Annotated in this window: 12 protein-coding genes, 1 pseudogene and 1 riboswitch; of the genes and pseudogenes, 3 read left to right on the forward strand and 10 right to left on the reverse strand. The window is 71.0% G+C overall.

All coding sequences use genetic code 11. The annotated features are described in order from the left end of the window. Window positions 1-443: 443 nt before the first annotated feature. Window positions 444-620, forward strand: a pseudogene (locus ACFVT1_RS36025) (transposase); the annotation flags it as partial. On the opposite strand, the gene ACFVT1_RS36030 reads toward ACFVT1_RS36025, so the two are convergent. From ACFVT1_RS36030 to ACFVT1_RS36050, 5 genes are all read right to left on the reverse strand, one after another. Next, window positions 593-847: a hypothetical protein gene (locus ACFVT1_RS36030; RefSeq protein WP_389803629.1), complete on the reverse strand. Its 255-nt coding sequence runs from the start codon at window positions 845-847 to the stop codon at window positions 593-595. The pseudogene ACFVT1_RS36025 and the gene ACFVT1_RS36030 overlap by 28 nt on opposite strands. A 30-nt stretch (window positions 848-877) precedes the next feature. Next, entirely contained in the window at window positions 878-1,528 is a 651-nt protein-coding gene (locus ACFVT1_RS36035; protein ID WP_389803631.1) for a thymidine kinase, read from the reverse strand. A gap of 65 nt (window positions 1,529-1,593) precedes the next feature. Beyond that, the gene (locus ACFVT1_RS36040) at window positions 1,594-2,781 is read right to left on the reverse strand and encodes an alkaline phosphatase family protein (RefSeq protein ID WP_389803633.1); all 1,188 of its coding nucleotides are present in this window, start codon (window positions 2,779-2,781) and stop codon (window positions 1,594-1,596) included. Then, complete coding sequence (locus ACFVT1_RS36045) at window positions 2,781-3,377, reverse strand: DUF5998 family protein (RefSeq protein WP_389803636.1); 597 nt, start codon at window positions 3,375-3,377, stop codon at window positions 2,781-2,783. Before ACFVT1_RS36045 ends, ACFVT1_RS36040 begins: the two co-directional genes overlap by 1 nt. 140 nt (window positions 3,378-3,517) lie before the next feature. Continuing rightward, the gene (locus tag ACFVT1_RS36050) at window positions 3,518-6,496 is read right to left on the reverse strand and encodes a GNAT family N-acetyltransferase (protein ID WP_389803638.1); all 2,979 of its coding nucleotides are present in this window, start codon (window positions 6,494-6,496) and stop codon (window positions 3,518-3,520) included. 173 nt (window positions 6,497-6,669) lie between these two features. Between ACFVT1_RS36050 and ACFVT1_RS36055 the strand changes: the two genes are divergently transcribed. Continuing rightward, entirely contained in the window at window positions 6,670-6,951 is a 282-nt protein-coding gene (locus ACFVT1_RS36055; protein WP_266749172.1) for an HPr family phosphocarrier protein, read from the forward strand. A gap of 200 nt (window positions 6,952-7,151) precedes the next feature. Here ACFVT1_RS36055 and ACFVT1_RS36060 read toward each other — a convergent pair whose 3' ends face one another. The 4 genes from ACFVT1_RS36060 to ACFVT1_RS36075 form a co-directional block, all read right to left on the reverse strand. Then, window positions 7,152-7,868, reverse strand: coding sequence for a GntR family transcriptional regulator (locus ACFVT1_RS36060; protein WP_389803641.1), 717 nt, complete (start codon window positions 7,866-7,868; stop codon window positions 7,152-7,154). 355 nt (window positions 7,869-8,223) lie between these two features. Continuing rightward, the gene (locus tag ACFVT1_RS36065) at window positions 8,224-9,030 is read right to left on the reverse strand and encodes a M23 family metallopeptidase (protein ID WP_389803644.1); all 807 of its coding nucleotides are present in this window, start codon (window positions 9,028-9,030) and stop codon (window positions 8,224-8,226) included. 13 nt (window positions 9,031-9,043) lie between these two features. After that, a riboswitch (cyclic di-AMP (ydaO/yuaA leader) is annotated at window positions 9,044-9,210 on the reverse strand. 356 nt (window positions 9,211-9,566) lie between these two features. Then, window positions 9,567-10,949: a M16 family metallopeptidase gene (locus ACFVT1_RS36070; RefSeq protein WP_389803692.1), complete on the reverse strand. Its 1,383-nt coding sequence runs from the start codon at window positions 10,947-10,949 to the stop codon at window positions 9,567-9,569. Window positions 10,950-10,975: 26 nt separating this feature from the next. Next, complete coding sequence (locus ACFVT1_RS36075; RefSeq protein WP_362203587.1) at window positions 10,976-12,349, reverse strand: pitrilysin family protein; 1,374 nt, start codon at window positions 12,347-12,349, stop codon at window positions 10,976-10,978. 280 nt (window positions 12,350-12,629) lie between these two features. On the opposite strand from ACFVT1_RS36075, the gene ACFVT1_RS36080 reads away from it, so the two are divergent. Continuing rightward, window positions 12,630-15,083 carry a DNA topoisomerase (ATP-hydrolyzing) subunit A gene (locus ACFVT1_RS36080; protein ID WP_389803647.1) on the forward strand — a complete coding sequence of 818 codons (2,454 nt, stop codon included), beginning with the start codon at window positions 12,630-12,632 and terminating at the stop codon, window positions 15,081-15,083. Between the two features lie 43 nt (window positions 15,084-15,126). On the opposite strand, the gene ACFVT1_RS36085 is transcribed toward ACFVT1_RS36080, so the two are convergent. Continuing rightward, the gene (locus ACFVT1_RS36085) at window positions 15,127-16,260 is read right to left on the reverse strand and encodes a CobW family GTP-binding protein (protein WP_389803650.1); all 1,134 of its coding nucleotides are present in this window, start codon (window positions 16,258-16,260) and stop codon (window positions 15,127-15,129) included. Between the last annotated feature and the right edge of the window lie 18 nt (window positions 16,261-16,278).

Raw genomic sequence — 16,278 nt, forward strand, 5'->3', positions numbered from 1 at the left:
AGCCTTCGTAGTTTCACTGTGACGGCGGTAGCGGCCCGGAGCCAGGAGAGTTTCTGTGGTGTCCGTACTCAGGGCTGTCCCGTAATTCCTGGCGGGCGGGCGGCGACAGGTACGGCACCTCGTTCCGGCCCCCTGACGTGGGCGGCGTCGCAGTGAGCCGGACCGTGCGGGTCGCCATGCCCAGCAGTGCTGGGCGGTGCGTGGTCATGACCACTGTCCGGCTTGCGACCAGCTGCCGCAGAGCCCCGATCACCAGCGGTTCGGCGTCGGCGTCCAGGCCGGGCGTCGGTTCGTCCAGCAGCCGACGGCTGCTGCACCGGCCGCCTCGTCGACTTCGTCCGCGCCGAACTCCCCATCACCCTTCAGGTCGTCAAGCGGAGCGACGAGACGACCGGGTTCGTGGTGCTGCCGAGACGCTGGATGGTTGAGCGGACCCTGGGCCGGTCGAGTCCGGCGAACGAGCAGGACGCCGCAGACGGGTCATCGAGCGCACCATGTCCTGGCTGACCGGCTACCACCGACTCGACCAGCGCTACGAACGTCTCCCCCGCAACTACCTGGTCCTTCTCAGCCTCGCCGCCGCCCTCTGCTGCTACAGAAGCTTCCTCGAACTCGCCACACAGGACACCATTCTGGGCTGCTTGCGGAGCTTCCTCCGGTTGCCTTTGACGATCACGATGCAGTGGGCTTCGCGACCGAGAAGGTAGTCGGCGTGCTCGCGCTCGAAGGTGTGCGTGGCGTCGCTGGTGACGACCACCCCGGCCAGGTCGGCCACGACATCCAGCTGCGGCTGGAAGCAGGTGCCCCGGGTGCAGGCGGAGACCGGAGGCTCTGCAGACCACCGCACAGTGGGCCACGGCCTTTCGGCCGGCAACTCTCAGTCAGAGCCCACCGGCAGAACGTCCGGCGAGAGCGCGCCGGCACGGACGGAACCGCTCGTCATACGGCGACGATGGTGACGCCGGCACAACACCTCGTAGCCAACGTCCGCAGCGGGGCTGCTCACGTCACCGACCACGACCTGCTCACCTTCCACCACCATCTCGCCACCCACCGTGCGGGCATTGTGCGTAGCACGCGCCCCGCACCAGCACATCGCCTCCACCTGCAGCGTCTCAAGGCGGTCCGCCAGCTCGATCAGCCGCCGCGAGCCGGGGAAGAGCTTCGTGCGGAAGTCCGTGGTGATCCCGAAGGAGAAGACATCCAGGCCCAAGTCATCCACGACCCGCGCCAATTGATCGATCTGCACCGGCTCCAGGAACTGCGCCTCGTCCACGATCAAGTAGTCGACCTTGCCGCCCTGCGACACCCGGTCGACGACATAGGCATACAGATTCATGCCCGGCACCGCCTCGACCGCCTCGGTCACCAGCCCGAGCCGTGAAGAGAGCTTCCCCTCCCCCGCACGGTCGTCACGGGTGAAGTTCAGACCCTGCAGCCCCCTCGCCGACCGGTTGTGCGCAATCTGCAGCGCCAGCGTGCTCTTTCCGCAGTCCATCGTTCCGGAGAAGAACACAAGCTCGGGCATGAGGGGCTGAGCACCTTTCGGGCGGGGCGAAGCGGACCTGGGGAGGCGGTAGCGGGGAAAAGCGGCTACGAGCGTACTTCAAGGAGTGGAACGAGCTGCTCGACGGGGGTCATCGAGCCGTGCATGCCCACCATCGCGGACTCGTGCGGCTCGTTGACCGAGGCGGTGATCACCACGTCGTCGTGGGCCGCCGCGACGACATCGCCGATCCTGCCGTGCACACGTTCGTCGATCTTCGGGCCGAACCAGCCCGCCTCGATCGCCTCGTCCCGGCTCGCCACCCAGAACTGCTCGCCGAGCACCTCCCGCCAGACGGTCAGCACGTCGTTCTCGGCCCCCGGGACCGCGTACACGTGACGGGCCCGGCCCTCGCCGCCGAGCAGGGCGACGCCCGCGCCCAGTTCCCAGTCCTCGTCGAAGTCGATCCGGGACTGCTCGTCGAAGGGGATGTCGATCATGCCGTGATCGGCAGTGATGTACAGCGCCGCACGGGGTGGGAGCTGTTCGGCCAGACGTCGGGCCAGGCCGTCCACGTACATCAGCTGCCCGCGCCAGGCGTCGGAGTCGACACCGAAACGGTGGCCCTTGCCGTCGACCTCGCTGTAGTACGTGTAGACGAGCGACCGGTCACCCGCGGCGAGCCGTTGGGCGGCGACGTCCATCCGTTCCTCGCCGGAGAGCCGGCCGAGGAACGAGCCCCCGCTGAGCGCGACCTTGGTGAGCGGGGTCTGCTCGAAGGCGGGGGCGGAGACCTGGGCGGTACACACCCCCGCGGCATCGGCGAGCGTGAAGACGGTGGGGTACGGCTGCCAGGCTTTCGGCGGGGTCCACGGCTGCCAGCGCAGCTGGTTCATCAGCTCGCCGGTCTCCGGGTTGCGCGCGGTGTACCCGGGAAGTCCGTGTTCCCCCGGCGGAAGTCCGGTACCGACCGACGCCAGTGATGTCGCGGTGGTGGCCGGGAAGCCCGCCGTGATCGGACGGCCGGTGCCACCGCGCGAGGTCGGGAGCAGGGAGTGCAGAAACGGTGCCTCGTCCGGGTGGGCCTTGATCTGCTCCCAGCCGAGGCCGTCGATCAGGAACACGCAGTTCCGGTCGGCGGGGGTGAGTTCGGGGATCGCCGCGGTGAAGCCGGGCACTCCCTGTCCCGCGGCGAGCGTGGGCAGCAGATCGGCGAGCGAGCCGCTGCCGTACTCGGGAACGGGGGCGGTTTCGACGGGGAGCGGGACGGGGTCCTGCCAGGCCGGCTGGGCCATCAGCGGCCGGTCGCCGCGGTCGCGGCCGTGGCTTCGGAGAGGGACTGCGCGAAGGCGAGGGTCTGGCGCACGGTGTCCGGGCCGTCACCGGCCTCGCTGACCCGCAGGCTCAGGTCGTCGGCGGTGGAGCTGCCGGTGTAGCCGTGGTCGGCCTCGCAGTTGGGGTCGCCGCAGGCAGCCGGTTCGAGATCGATGCGGGAGACCGCGCCCCAGCCGATGGTGAGGACGACCTCGCGGGGCAGCGTGCCCGGTACGTACTTCTCCGGATTGGCCACGACGCGGCTGACCACGACCGACGAGATCCGGTCGAGCTTGACCGACTCCGTGGAGGTGGTGGCGTACGGCGTCGGAGAGCTGGTGTCCGCGTTCTGCTCGTCGGTGTGACTGACGATGAAGCGGGTGTCCGTCAGGACCAGGACCGTGACGTGGCGGCGCACCTCGTTGGAGTCGAAGGTGGTCTCCTGATGCACCAGGTACGAAGCGACCGGCTCACCGCCCACGGCGGCCTCCACCGCCTCGGCCACGAGGGCCGGGTAGTAGCCACTGCGCTCGATCGCCGTGCGCAGCCCCTGGGTCGTCGTACCGGTCTTAGCCATGAGGACCATCCTACGGGGGACGGATGACTGCCGGGGACGTCGTCCGGCAGGGCGACCGGGGCCCGGCAGGTGAGGAGACCGGCGCGTTCGCGGCCGTCCTGCGGCCGGGGACGGAGCGATGGCGTTCGGCCGGTGGCCGGTCAGTAGTTGGGGAGGCGGCGGGGCCCGAGGTCGGTACGGGCCGGAGGCGGCGAGAGCCGGACGCTCGCGCCGAGAACGGTCAGCCCCTGGGGGGAGACCACGACCGGTTCCAGGGCGATGGAGACGACCTCGGGATGGTCGTCGACCAGCCGGGACACCCGCAGCAGCAGCTCTTCGAGGGCCGCGGTGTCCACGGGCGCCGCGCCCCGCCAGCCGAACAGCACCGGGGCCGCCCGGATGGACCGGATCAGCTCGGCGGCGTCACGGTCGGTGGCCGGAACGAGACGGTGGGCGGTGTCGCCGAGGAGTTCGGAGGGCGCGCCCGCGAGCCCGAAGGAGAGGACGGCGCCCGCCGCCGGATCGATCGTGGCCCGCACGACGGTGTCGACACCGCGCGGCGCCATGGCCTGGACGACCGGTCGGAGTTCGGTGGGCTTGCCGAGCAGAGCGGTCAGTTCCCCGTACGCCCGGCGCAGCGCGCTCTCGTTGGCGAGGTCCAGCCGGACACCGCCGAGATCGGCGCGGTGGCGGAGGTGGGGCGTGGTGGTCTTGAGCGCCACGGGATAGCCGAGCCGCGCCGCCGCGGCGACGGCGGCTTCCGGGTCGGGGGCCGGCAGGGTCGGCCGTACGGTGATGCCGTAGCGGCCCAGAAGTTCGCCCGCCTCCTCGTGCGCGAGCGGCCTGCCCCGCGGATCGGGGTCCGGGCCGAGCAGGGCATCGATCAGGCCGGCGGCGCCCTGTTCGTCGATGGTGTCGTCGAGGAATTCGGGCACCTTGCCGGGCACGGCCGCCTGCCGTCGCCACTGCGCGTACCTCACCGCTTCGGCCAGGGCGCGCACGGCCCGCTCGGCGGCGGGGTAGGCGGGGATCCGGCCGGCACGGGTGCGGGGGCCGGAACCGGGGCCGGATCCTGCGCCTTCCCGGACGTCGGTGCCTGCCTTGCCTTCCGGGCCTGCCTTGCCCTCCGCGCCGGGGTCGGCGGTGGCCGTGCCGGGGGCGGCGGCCGAAGTGGTGTGCGCCGGGGCGGGGCCGGTCCGGGCTTCGGCTCCGGCGCGCGAGGGGGGCGCGGCCGAGGAGGACTGCGTCGAGGGGCGCTGCTGCGCGACCGTGCTGGTGGCCGCGGCGAGCGCCTCCGCCAGGCCGCCGATCTCCACGTGGACGACGGCCACCGGCTTGGCGGGGCCGGCCGCCGCGGCCGCGTGCAGGGCGGTCGCCAGTACCTCTCCGTCGCCCGGTTCCGCCTGGCCGTCCTCACCCACCCACGGGATGGCCGTGACGACCACCGAGTCGCAGCCGTCGTCGGCGAGGGCCTCGGTCAGGGCGTCCCGGAAGTCCTGCGGGGTCGCGGCGGTGGTGAGGTCGAGGGGCGGGCGCGGGCGGAGCCCCTCGGCCAGGCAGGCGTCGTACGTGAGCAGGCCGAGCGACTCGGAGTTGCCGAGGATCGCGACCCGCGGGCCCGCCGGGAGCGGCTGGTCGGCGAGGAGCAGGCCCGCGTCGACCATTTCCGTCACCGTGTCGACCCGGATCACGCCCGCCTGCCGCATGAGCGCGGAGACCGTCGCGTCCGGGATACGGCTGACCGGTACCGCGTGGCCGGGCGGGGTGGATCCGCTGTGCCGGGCGCCCTTCACCACGACCACGGGCTTCACCGCCGCGGTGCGCCGTGCGAGGCGGGTGAACTTGCGGGGGTTGCCGAGCGATTCGAGATACAGCAGGGCGACGTCCGTGTCCGGGTCCTCGTACCAGTACTGCAGGAAGTCGTTGCCCGAGATGTCGGCGCGGTTGCCCGCGGAGATGAAGGTGGAGAGCCCGGCGCCGCGCCGGTAGAGCCCAGAGAGCAGCGCGATGCCGATCGCTCCGGACTGGGTGAAGAGGCCGATGCGTCCGGGAGCGGGCGGCTCGGGGGCCAGGGAGGCGTTCAGCCGGACGGCCTCGGCGTTGTTGATGACGCCGAAGGCGTTCGGTCCGATGATCCGCATCCCGTACGAGCGGGCCTGGCGGACCAGCTCCCGCTGCCGTTCCCTGCCCTCGGCTCCCCATTCGGCATACCCGGCGGAGAGCACGACCAGCCCCTGGACACCGTGCTCGCCGCAGTCGGCGACGGCCTCGGGAACCCGGTCGGCCGGGACGGCGACGACCGCGAGGTCGACCGGTTCGCCGATCTCGCCGATCGAACGGTGGGCCGGGACCCCGTCGATCGTGCCCTGGTCGGCGGCGAAGGCGCGGTTCACGGCGTATGCACGACCGGTGAAACCGGCCCCGAGGAGATTGCGCAGGACCGTGCGGCCGACCCCGCCGGGTGTGCGGCCGGTACCGATGACGGCGACGGAGCCGGGGGCGAGCAGCCGTTGTACGGAGCGCGCCTCGGCCCGCTGTTCCCGGCCGCGCTGGACGGCGAGGGACTCGGCGGTGGGTTCGAGGTCCAGGGTGAGGTGGACGGAGCCGTCCTCGAAGCTGCGCTGCTGGGTGTACCCGGCATCCCGGAACACCTTGATCATCTTGTTGTTGGCGGGCAGCACCTCGGCCGCGAAGCGGCGGATGCCGCGCTCCCGGGCGACGGCCGCGATGTGTTCGAGGAGCGCCGAGGCCACGCCCCGGCCCTGGTGCGCGTCCTGGACGAGGAAGGCGACCTCGGCCTCGTCGGCGGGCGCGGAGGCGGGCCTGCCCCGCTCGTCGATCCGGTCGTAGCGGACGGTCGCGATGAACTCGCCGCCGACCGTGACCGCGAGCCCCACCCGGTCGACGTAGTCGTGATGGGTGAAGCGGTACACGTCCTTGTCGGACAGACGGGGGTACGGAGCGAAGAAGCGGTAGTACTTCGACTCGTCGGAGACCTGCTCGTAGAAGCTGACCAGCCGTTGGGCGTCGTCCGTGGTGATGGGCCGGATCCGCGCGGTTCCTCCGTCGCGGAGGACCACGTCTGCTTCCCAGTGGTCGGGGTACGCGTGATGCGGACTCTGCTCCGGCGAGGGCTGCATGGGCAAAGACTACGACTCCGTCAGCAGTCGCGTAGGCCCTGGGGCCGGGGCAGTCTGAGGGGGCCGAGCGGCGGTGCGGCACGGGCTGTAACGCCTGCCGCGGGTCGGCCGGAGCATCGCGCACTGCGTGAGAGACTGGTCTAGACAACTATTGATTCGTGAAGGGCAGAACCATGGCTGAGCGCCGCGTCAACGTCGGTTGGGCCGAGGGCCTGCACGCCCGCCCCGCTTCCATCTTCGTCCGTGCCGCCACGGCTTCCGGCGTCCCCGTGACGATCGCCAAGGCCGACGGCAACCCGGTGAACGCCGCCTCCATGCTCGCGGTGCTCGGTCTCGGCGCGCACGGCGGCGAGGAGATCGTGCTCGCGTCCGAGGCCGACGATTCCGAGGCCGCCCTGGACCGCCTGGCGAAGCTGGTCGCCGAAGGGCTCGACGAGCTGCCGGAGACGGTCTGACCCGTTTCCTGCCCTCCCCTCAAAGAGCCGCGACACCCTTGACCGGGTCCGCGGCTCTTTCGCATTCCCGGTCCGGACCGGGCAAATACATTCCCGTGCGAAAAGGTAATTCGGGCAGCCTGAAGAAAGCCCCACGGAATGGCAGCTCTTTGTATACGGCGTAATGGTTAATGCCGGTCGCCTGTGGCGTTTACGGGATGTTACGGAGCCCTCACCGGGCCGGTGCGGGAGGCGGCGGGTCCGCGTTCCGGCCGGTCGGTGCGGGATGCCGCGGGTCCGCGTTCCGGCCGGTCGGTGCGGCGCAGCCGGTGCGCGGCCGCGGCCCGTTCGGCGTGCTGGGCGGCCATCGCCCTGGCCCGTTCCGCGTCGCCGCGCGCCACCGCGTCCACGATGGCTCCGCGTTCGGCCCAGCAGTCCGCCGGGCGGGCCGGCTGCTCGACCTCGTACATCCAGGCGATCTTGTGCCGGAGCTGGGTGAGCAGCGCGATCAGGCCGGGGCTGCCGGAGGCCTGCGCCAACGTCTCGTGGAACCAGCCGCCCAGCGAGCGAAGATCCTCCCTCTCACCCCGCCCGACCCGCTCCTGGCCGAGCCCGACCAGGCCGCGCAGCACCTTGAGATGCGCCTCGGTGCGGCGGTGCGCGGCACGTGCGGCACCCAGTGGCTCCAGCAGCATCCGGACCTCCAGCAGGTCGGCCGCCTCCTGTTCGGTGGGCTCGGCGACACAGGCGCCCGCATGCCGCCGGGTGACCACGAACCCCTCGGACTCCAAGGTGCGCAGCGCCTCCCGTACCGGCACACGGGAGACCCCGTAACGGCGCGCCAGCAACTCCTCGGTGAGCCGGCTGCCGCGTTCGAAGACACCGGAGACGATGTCGTCACGGATTGCCGTGCATACCGAATGCGCGGGAATGTGCATGCCCGAACCTCCGCCTCGATCCCCGCGGAACGCGGCCGGCCGACGCCTGTTCCGCGACTCTATTCCAATGCGGCCGCATTTCCGATGCCGGGCAGAAATTCATGAATATCTTTTGGCCACGGACGGCGCGGCGGGCAGGAACCACGGGAGGGCGCCGGAGCCGGGCACTGCGGGTCGGCACGGCGGGCCGGGCCCGGCGGGCACGGCACGGCACCGCGGGCACGGCACGGCACCGCGGGCACGGCACGGCACCGCGGGCACGGCACGGCACCGCGGGCACGGCACGGCACCGCGGGCACGGCGAAGGCCCCGGCGTATCGCCGGGGCCTTCGAAGGGGTGCTGCGGGGGCGTCGGTCAGACGTTGACGCCGTGGGCGCGCAGGTATGCGACGGGGTTCATGTCGGAGCCGTACGAAGGCGTGGTCCGGGCCTCGAAGTGGAGGTGCGGGCCGGTGGAGTTGCCGGTCGAACCGGAGAGGCCGATCCGCTGTCCCGCGCCGACGCTCTGGCCGACGGAGACGCCGATCGAGGAGAGGTGGCCGTACTGCGTGTACGTACCGTCCGTCATCCGGAGCACGATGTTGTTGCCGTACGCGCCGCCCCAGCCGGCCTCGACGACCGTACCGGCACCGACGGCGACGACGGAGCTGCCGGACGCGGCGTGGAAGTCGATGCCCGAGTGGCTGCCGGACGACCAGAGCGAGCCACTGGACTTGTAGCCGGTGGTGACGTACGAACCGGCGACCGGGAGCTGGAAGGCTCCCAGGCGGGTGCGCTCGGCGGACCGGGCGGCGCGCGCCTTCTCGGCGCGCGCTTCGGCCTCGCGCTTCGCGTCGGCCTTGGCCTTCGCCTCCGCCTTCTTCTTGGCTTCGGCCCGCTTCTGGGCCTCCGCCTTGCGCTGAGCCTCCGCCTTCGCCGCGGCATCGGCCTGGCGCCGCTGCGCGTCGGCCTGGGCGTCGATCTGGCCGGCGAGGGCGCTGTCGATGGCGATGACCTGGTTCAGGCCGGTCTCGCTGACGGACGCGTCCGCGGCGAGGGCCGGCGCGGCCATGCCGCCGACGACGCCGGTGGTGGCCAGGGCCGCGACGCCGGCGATCTTCGCGCTCCTGCACGTCAGTCGGCTCGGGGCACGATGCTTCCCGGTGGCACGGGTGAACGCCATGAAGTGGCTGGTCCTTTCCTTCCTTCTCGCCTACCGGGTTAGCTGACGGGTTCGGAGCAGGAAGGTCTCCTACGGACGCCCCGGCCTCACCGAGGCCCAGACATCCGATTCACCCCAGGGACTGCGTGGGTCCCCGGCTCCCCAGGCTCGCGCCTGACGGGGACTCGGCGATGGCTGCCCGGTGCGTCGCGGATGCGGCGTACGAGTGACGGACAGCCCAGCCGACGCTAAGCGGGGTCACTTTCATTCACCAAACGGACAGGCCGTTTTGTAGCGCATCCCACAGGGCAGACAGGCAACCCCTCCACCAGAACGGACAAAAAGGAAGGCTCCAGCGAGATCTCGCTCACAGGAGCCTTCCTCTTGTCCCGGTATGTGGACACATGACACCGGATGGTGGGCCAGCTGGGGGGCCGAGCGGCGCAGCCGACACTCGGTCCGCCCCGTCGGTCCTCCGCCGGAAGAGGCGGCCGAGCGGTGAGGCGGCACGGGCGGACCGCCACCGGCGGACCGCCACGCGCAACGGGCCGGCCCGGTCAGCCGGCGACCACCGACACCTCTCCGATGCCCAGCGCCCGGACCGGCTCCTCGATCTGCGCCGCGTCACCGACGAGGACCGTGACCAGCCGGTCGCCCGGGAAGGCGCTGACCACCGCCGCGGTCGCCTCGACCGTGCCGGTCTCCGCGAGCCGGGCATAAAGATGCGCCTGGTAGTCGTCCGGGAGGTGCTGCTCGACCTGGTCGGCGAGGGTGCCTGCGACGGAGGCCGCCGTCTCGAACTTCAGCGGTGCGACACCCACGAGGTTCTGCACGGCCGTCTCGCGCTCCTCATCGGTCAGCCCTTCGGCCGCCAGGGTCCGCAGTACCGTCCACAGGTCCTTCAGCGCCGGTCCCGTGGACTCCGTGTCCACCGATCCGCTGATGGCCAGCATCGCGGCACCGGTCGGCCCCGCGGCGGAGTCCGGGGCCGACGACCGCAGCACCTGGGCGAAGGCCCGCACGCCGTAGGTGTAGCCCTTCTCCTCGCGCAGCACCCGGTCCAGCCGGGAGGTGAGCGTGCCGCCCAGGCAGTACGTGCCGAGCACCTGGGCCGGCCACACGCTGTCGTGCCGGTCGGCGCCGATCCGGCCGATCAGCAGTTGCGTCTGCACCGCGCCCGGCCGGTCGACGATCACCACCCGGCCGGTGTCGTCCGCGGTGATCGGCGGGGCGGGACGGGGCTCGGCGGTGTCGCCCGACCAGTCGCCGAGGGTGTCGGCCAGCAGGGTGTCCAGGTCGATGCCGGTGAGGTCGCCGACGACCACGACGGTCGCCGTGGACGGCCTGACATGGGCGTCGAAGAAGGCGCGCACGGCGGCCGAGTCGATCCGCTCGACCGTCTCCTCGGTGCCCTGACGCGGGCGCGACATCCGCGCCGAGGCCGGGAAGAGCTCCTTGGAGAGCTGTTTGGCGGCGCGGCGGGCCGGGTTGGCCTGCTCGTGCGGGATCTCGTCGAGCCGGTTGCGCACGAGCCGCTCGACCTCGCTGTCGGCGAAGGCGGGCGCTCGCAGCGCCTCGGCCACCAGCGCGAGCGCCTTGGCCAGCCGGGAGGCCGGGACCTCCAGGGAAACCCGGATGCCGGGGTGGTCCGCGTGCGCGTCGAGGGTGGCGCCGCAGCGCTCCAGCTCGGCGGCGAACTCCTCGGCGGTGTGCTTGTCGGTGCCCTCGGAGAGCGCCCGCGACATGATCGTGGCCACACCGTCGAGGCCCTCGGGCTCCGCGTCCAGCGGGGCGTCGAGGAAGATCTCCACCGCCACGACCTGCTGGCCGGGACGGTGGCAGCGCAGCACCGTGAGGCCGTTGGGCAGAGCACCGCGCTCCGGCGCGGGGAAGGCCCAGGGGCGGGCCACGCCGGGGGCGGGCTGCGGGTGGAACTGCATCGATACTCCAGTCGCGGCAGCGTCGGTCACTTGTCCGCTCCTTCGTGCGTGTCGGTGTCGTCGGCGTCGGTCTCGTCGGTGTCCGCCGATTCCGCGGGCTCGACCGGCTCGTAGACCAGCACGGCCCGGTTGTCGGGGCGCAGCTGGGACTTGGCGACCGCCTGGACCTCTTCCGCGGTGACGGCGAGCACCCGCTGCACGGCGGTCAGGGCGAGCTGCGGATCGCCGAACAGCACGGCGAACCGGCAGAGTTCGTCGGCGCGGCCCGCGACCGTACCGAGCCGGTCCAGCCACTCGCGTTCCAACTGGGCCTGCGCACGTTCCATTTCCTCGGGCGTGGGGCCCTCGGCGGCGAACCGGGCGAGCTCCTCGTCGACCGCGGCCTCGATCTGCGGCACCTCGACGCCGCCGGACGTCTTGACGTCCAGCCAGCCGAGGGAGGGCGCACCGGCCAGCCGCAGCAGCCCGAAACCGGCCGCCACGGCCGTACGGTCACGGCGGACCAGGCGGTTGTGCAGCCGCGACGACTCGCCGCCACCGAGCACGGTCAGCGCGAGGTCTGCCGCGTCGCACTCGCGGGTGCCGTCGTGCGGCAGCCGGTAGGCGGCCATCAACGCCCGCGCGGGGACCTCCTCGTGCACTTCCTCGCGCAGCTGCTCGCCGATGGTCTCGGGGAGCGTGCCGTCGCGCGGCGGCTGCTTGCCGTCGTGGGACGGGATGGAGCCGAAGTACTTCTCGATCCAGGCGAGCGTCTGCTCGGGGTCGATGTCGCCGACGACCGAGAGCACCGCGTTGTTGGGCGCGTAGTACGTGCGGAAGAAGGTGCGCGCGTCCTCGAGGGTCGCGGCGTCCAGGTCCGCCATCGAGCCGATCGGCGTGTGGTGGTAGGGGTGGCCCTCGGGGTAGGCCAGGGCCGTCAGCTTTTCGAACGCCGTGCCGTAAGGAACGTTGTCGTATCGCTGCCGCCGCTCGTTCTTGACGACGTCGCGCTGGTTCTCCATGGACTCCTCGTCGAGCGCGGCGAGCAGTGAGCCCATCCGGTCGGCCTCGAGCCAGAGGGCCAGCTCCAGCTGGTGCGTGGGCATCGTCTCGAAGTAGTTGGTGCGCTCGAAACTGGTGGTCCCGTTGAGCGAACCGCCGGCTCCCTGCACCAGCTCGAAGTGTCCGTTCCCCTTCACCTGGCCGGAGCCCTGGAACATCAGGTGCTCGAAGAGGTGAGCCAGACCGGTGCGTCCCTTGACCTCGTGGCGCGAACCGACGTCGTACCAGAGGCAGACCGCGGCGACCGGGGTCAGATGGTCCTCGGAGAGCACCACGCGCAGGCCGTTGGCCAGACGGTGCTCGGTCGCTGTCAAGCCGCCGGAGCCGGCCTGGGCTGTGGCCGTGTGACCCATGGGCATGTACGTCCCTTCGATCGCGATAATGGATTTCCTGCGAGACCTGCCACTGTAAGCAAGCGCACAGACACCTGGCGAAGTTCCCATACCGCGGAAGTTCGCGTGAAAGAGGGGCGCGTCCCCCGCGGGACGGCCGCCAGACCCCTCTCGGCAGGGGTCGGGAACGCCTCTTGGGACGGGTCGAGGTCGGCGATGTCAGTGCGGCGGTCCACAATGGTCCGCGTCAGAACCTGAGGTTGCCCGGACAGAATCCGTCAGAATCCGTGAAGGAGTCGCAGCAGCGATGGCCCGCCGCAGCACGAAGACCCCGCCGCCGCCGGACGATTTCGAGGAGAAGATCCTCGACATCGACGTCGTCGACGAAATGCAGGGCTCCTACCTCGAGTACGCGTACTCGGTGATCTACTCACGGGCCCTGCCGGACGCCCGCGACGGCATGAAGCCGGTGCACCGCCGCATCGTGTACCAGATGAACGAGATGGGCCTGCGCCCGGAGCGCGGCTATGTGAAGTGCGCCCGCGTGATCGGCGAGGTCATGGGCAAGCTGCACCCGCACGGTGACGCGTCGATCTACGACGCGCTGGTGCGGATGGCGCAGCCGTTCTCCATGCGGCTCCCCCTCGTCGACGGGCACGGGAACTTCGGCTCGCTCGGCAACGACGACCCGCCGGCCGCCATGCGGTACACCGAATGCCGGATGGCCGACGCGACGTCGCTGATGACGGAGTCGATCGACGAGGACACCGTCGCTTTCCAGTCGAATTACGACGGCCAGGAGCAGGAGCCGGTCGTCCTCCCGGCCGCCTATCCGAACCTCCTGGTCAACGGCACGACCGGGATCGCGGTCGGCATGGCGACCAACATGCCGCCGCACAACCTGGGCGAGGTCATCGCCGCCGCCCGCCATCTCATCAAGCATCCGGGCGCGGACCTGGAGACCCTGATGCGGTTCGTCCCCGGTCCCGACCTGCCGACCGGTGGCCGGATCGTGGGCCTCGGGGGCATCAAGGACGCCTACGCGGCCGGCCGCGGCACGTTCAGGATCCGCGCCACCGTCGCCGTGGAGAACGTCACGGCGCGCCGCAAGGGCCTGGTCGTCACCGAACTGCCCTTCAGCGTCGGCCCGGAGAAGGTGATCGCCAAGATCAAGGACCTGGTCTCGGCGAAGAAGCTCCAGGGCATCGCGGACGTCAAGGACCTCACCGACCGCGCGCACGGGCTGCGTCTGGTCATCGAGATCAAGAACGGCTTCGTGCCGGAGGCCGTGCTGGAGCAGCTGTACAAGCTGACGCCGATGGAGGAGTCCTTCGGCATCAACAATGTGGCGCTGGTCGACGGCCAGCCGCTCACCCTGGGCCTCAAGGAGCTCCTGGAGGTCTATCTCGACCACCGCTTCGAGGTGGTGCGCCGGCGCAGTGAGTTCCGCCGGACCAAGCGCCGCAACCGGCTGCACCTGGTCGAGGGGCTCCTCATCGCGCTGATCGACATCGACGAGGTCATCCGGCTCATCCGGTCCAGCGACAATTCGGCGCAGGCGAAGGAGCGGCTCATCGAGCACTTCTCGCTGAGCGAGACCCAGACGCAGTACATCCTGGACACCCCGCTGCGCCGGCTGACCCGGTTCGACCGGATCGAGCTGGAGAGCGAGCGGGACCGGCTCAACGCCGAGATCGACGAGCTGACCGCCATCCTCGATTCCGACACCGAGCTGCGCAAGCTCGTCTCCTCCGAACTGGCGGCGGTCGCCAAGCAGTTCGGCACCGACCGGCGAACCGTGCTGCTGGAGTCGGCCGGCTCGCAGGTCGCCTCGGTGCCGCTGGAGGTCGCGGACGACCCGTGCCGGGTGCTGCTGTCGTCGACCGGCCTGCTGGCCCGTACCGCCCATGACGATCCGATCGTCTTCGCCGAGGACGCCAAGCGTGCCAAGCACGATGTGATCGTGTCGGCCGTGCCGGCGACGGCCCGCGGCGATGTGGGCGTGGTGACGTCGACGGGGCGGTTGCTGCGGCTCGCGGTGATCGATCTGCCGCAGCTGCCGGACACTCACGCGGCGCCCAGTCTGTCGGGCGGGGCGACGGTTTCGGAGTTCCTCACGCTGGAGAGCGACGAGGAGGTCATCTGCCTCTCCACGCTCGACGAGGCCTCACCCGGCCTGGCGATCGGCACCTTGCAGGGGGTCGTCAAGCGGGTGGTGCCGGACTATCCGTCCAACAAGGACGAGCTGGAGGTCATCACCCTCAAGGACGGTGACCGGATCGTCGGCGCGGCCGAACTGCGCACGGGCGAGGAGGACCTGGTCTTCATCACGTCCGACGGGCAGCTGCTGCGCTACCAGGCGGCGCAGGTGCGGCCGCAGGGAAGGCCCGCGGGCGGCATGGCAGGCGTCAAGCTCGCGGCGGACGCCGAGGTGATCTCGTTCACCGCGGTGGATCCGGCGGTGGACGCGGTGGTGTTCACGGTGGCGGGCTCGCACGGCACGCTGGACGACTCGGTGCTGACGTCCAAGCTCACCCCGTTCGATCAGTATCCGCGCAAGGGCCGGGCCACCGGTGGGGTGCGCTGTCAGCGGTTCCTCAAGGGCGAGGACGTCCTGGTGTTCGGCTGGGCGGGCGCGACACCCGCTCGGGCCGCGCAGAAGAACGGCACGCCGACCGAGCTGCCGGAGCCGGACCCGCGGCGTGACGGTTCGGGGACACCGCTGGTCAAGCCGGTCGCGGTGGTGGCCGGCCCCGTCTAGGACATGGCGCGGGCAGACGGCCGTGGCGGCGGGGGAGCTGCCGCTATGCGTCGTCGTCGGACCCTTGTACGTATCGCAGGACGCCCCACATGCTTCGCTCATGTGCGGCGTCCTGCGTCGTGCCCGGTACCGGGGCGGCGCTCTCGCGGCAGTCGGCCAGCTCCTTGTGCAGCCGGTCCGGGTCGATGCCCGAGCCGATCAGCACCAGCTGGGTGAGGTGCGGTTCGTCGCGTGCCCACGGCCGCGGGGCGAACCTCAGAAACCTGCCGACCGCGTGCAGGACGTACGTGTTGTCGCGGTCGCCCACACCGAAGTCGACGAACCCCTTGATCCGGTAGAGGCCGTGCGGCCTGGAGTCGAGGAACTCCATCAGGCGGCGGGGGTTCATCGGTACGTCCGAGGTGAAGGAGACGCTCTCGTACGCGGCATGCAGATGGTGCTCGTGCCCGGCGCCGGCCTCTTCCTCGGCCCGTTCCGCCAGGAGCAGGTCCTCGAAGGTGAGCTGGCGGGCCTTCTCCTCGCCGTCCGGCCGCAGCGCCGGGTCGAAGAGCAGCTCGGGGTCGATGCGTCCGTATGTGGCGCAGATGACGGCGGCCGCACTGCCGCCCTCCGCCTCGCCGCCGGCCGGGGCGCCGGTCGCGGCGACGACGTCCCTGATACGGGCCTGTTCCTCGCTCCCGACCCGGTCGGTCTTGTTCAGCACCACAAGGTCGGCGACGGCGAGATGGCGTTCGATCTCCGGATGACGCTCCCGGGTGGCATCGAACTCGGCGGCGTCCACGACCTCCACCAGGCCCCCGTACACGATGTGCGGGTTGTCGCTGGCCAGGAGCATGCGCACCAGCTCCTGCGGCTCCGCCAGCCCGCTGGCCTCGATGACGATCACATCGAGGCGGGCGGCAGGCCGGGTCAGCGCCTCCAGAAAGGTGTCGAGCTCGCTCGCGTCGACCGCGCAGCACAGGCATCCGTTGCCCAGTGAGACCGTCGAGCCGACCTGCCCCGAGACCGTCATGGCATCGATCTCGATGGAACCGAAATCGTTGACGATCACGCCGATCCGGTTTCCCGCTCGGTTGCGGAGAAGGTGGTTGAGCAGCGTCGTCTTGCCGGATCCCAGGAACCCCGCAAGGACGATGACCGCGATCTGCTGCTTGCGGGGCGGGGACGACGGGTTCAACGGAGACCTTCCTCGGAT

This window comes from Streptomyces sp. NPDC057963, assembly GCF_042887155.1.
In the GTDB taxonomy this organism is placed as follows: Bacteria; Actinomycetota; Actinomycetes; order Streptomycetales; family Streptomycetaceae; genus Streptomyces.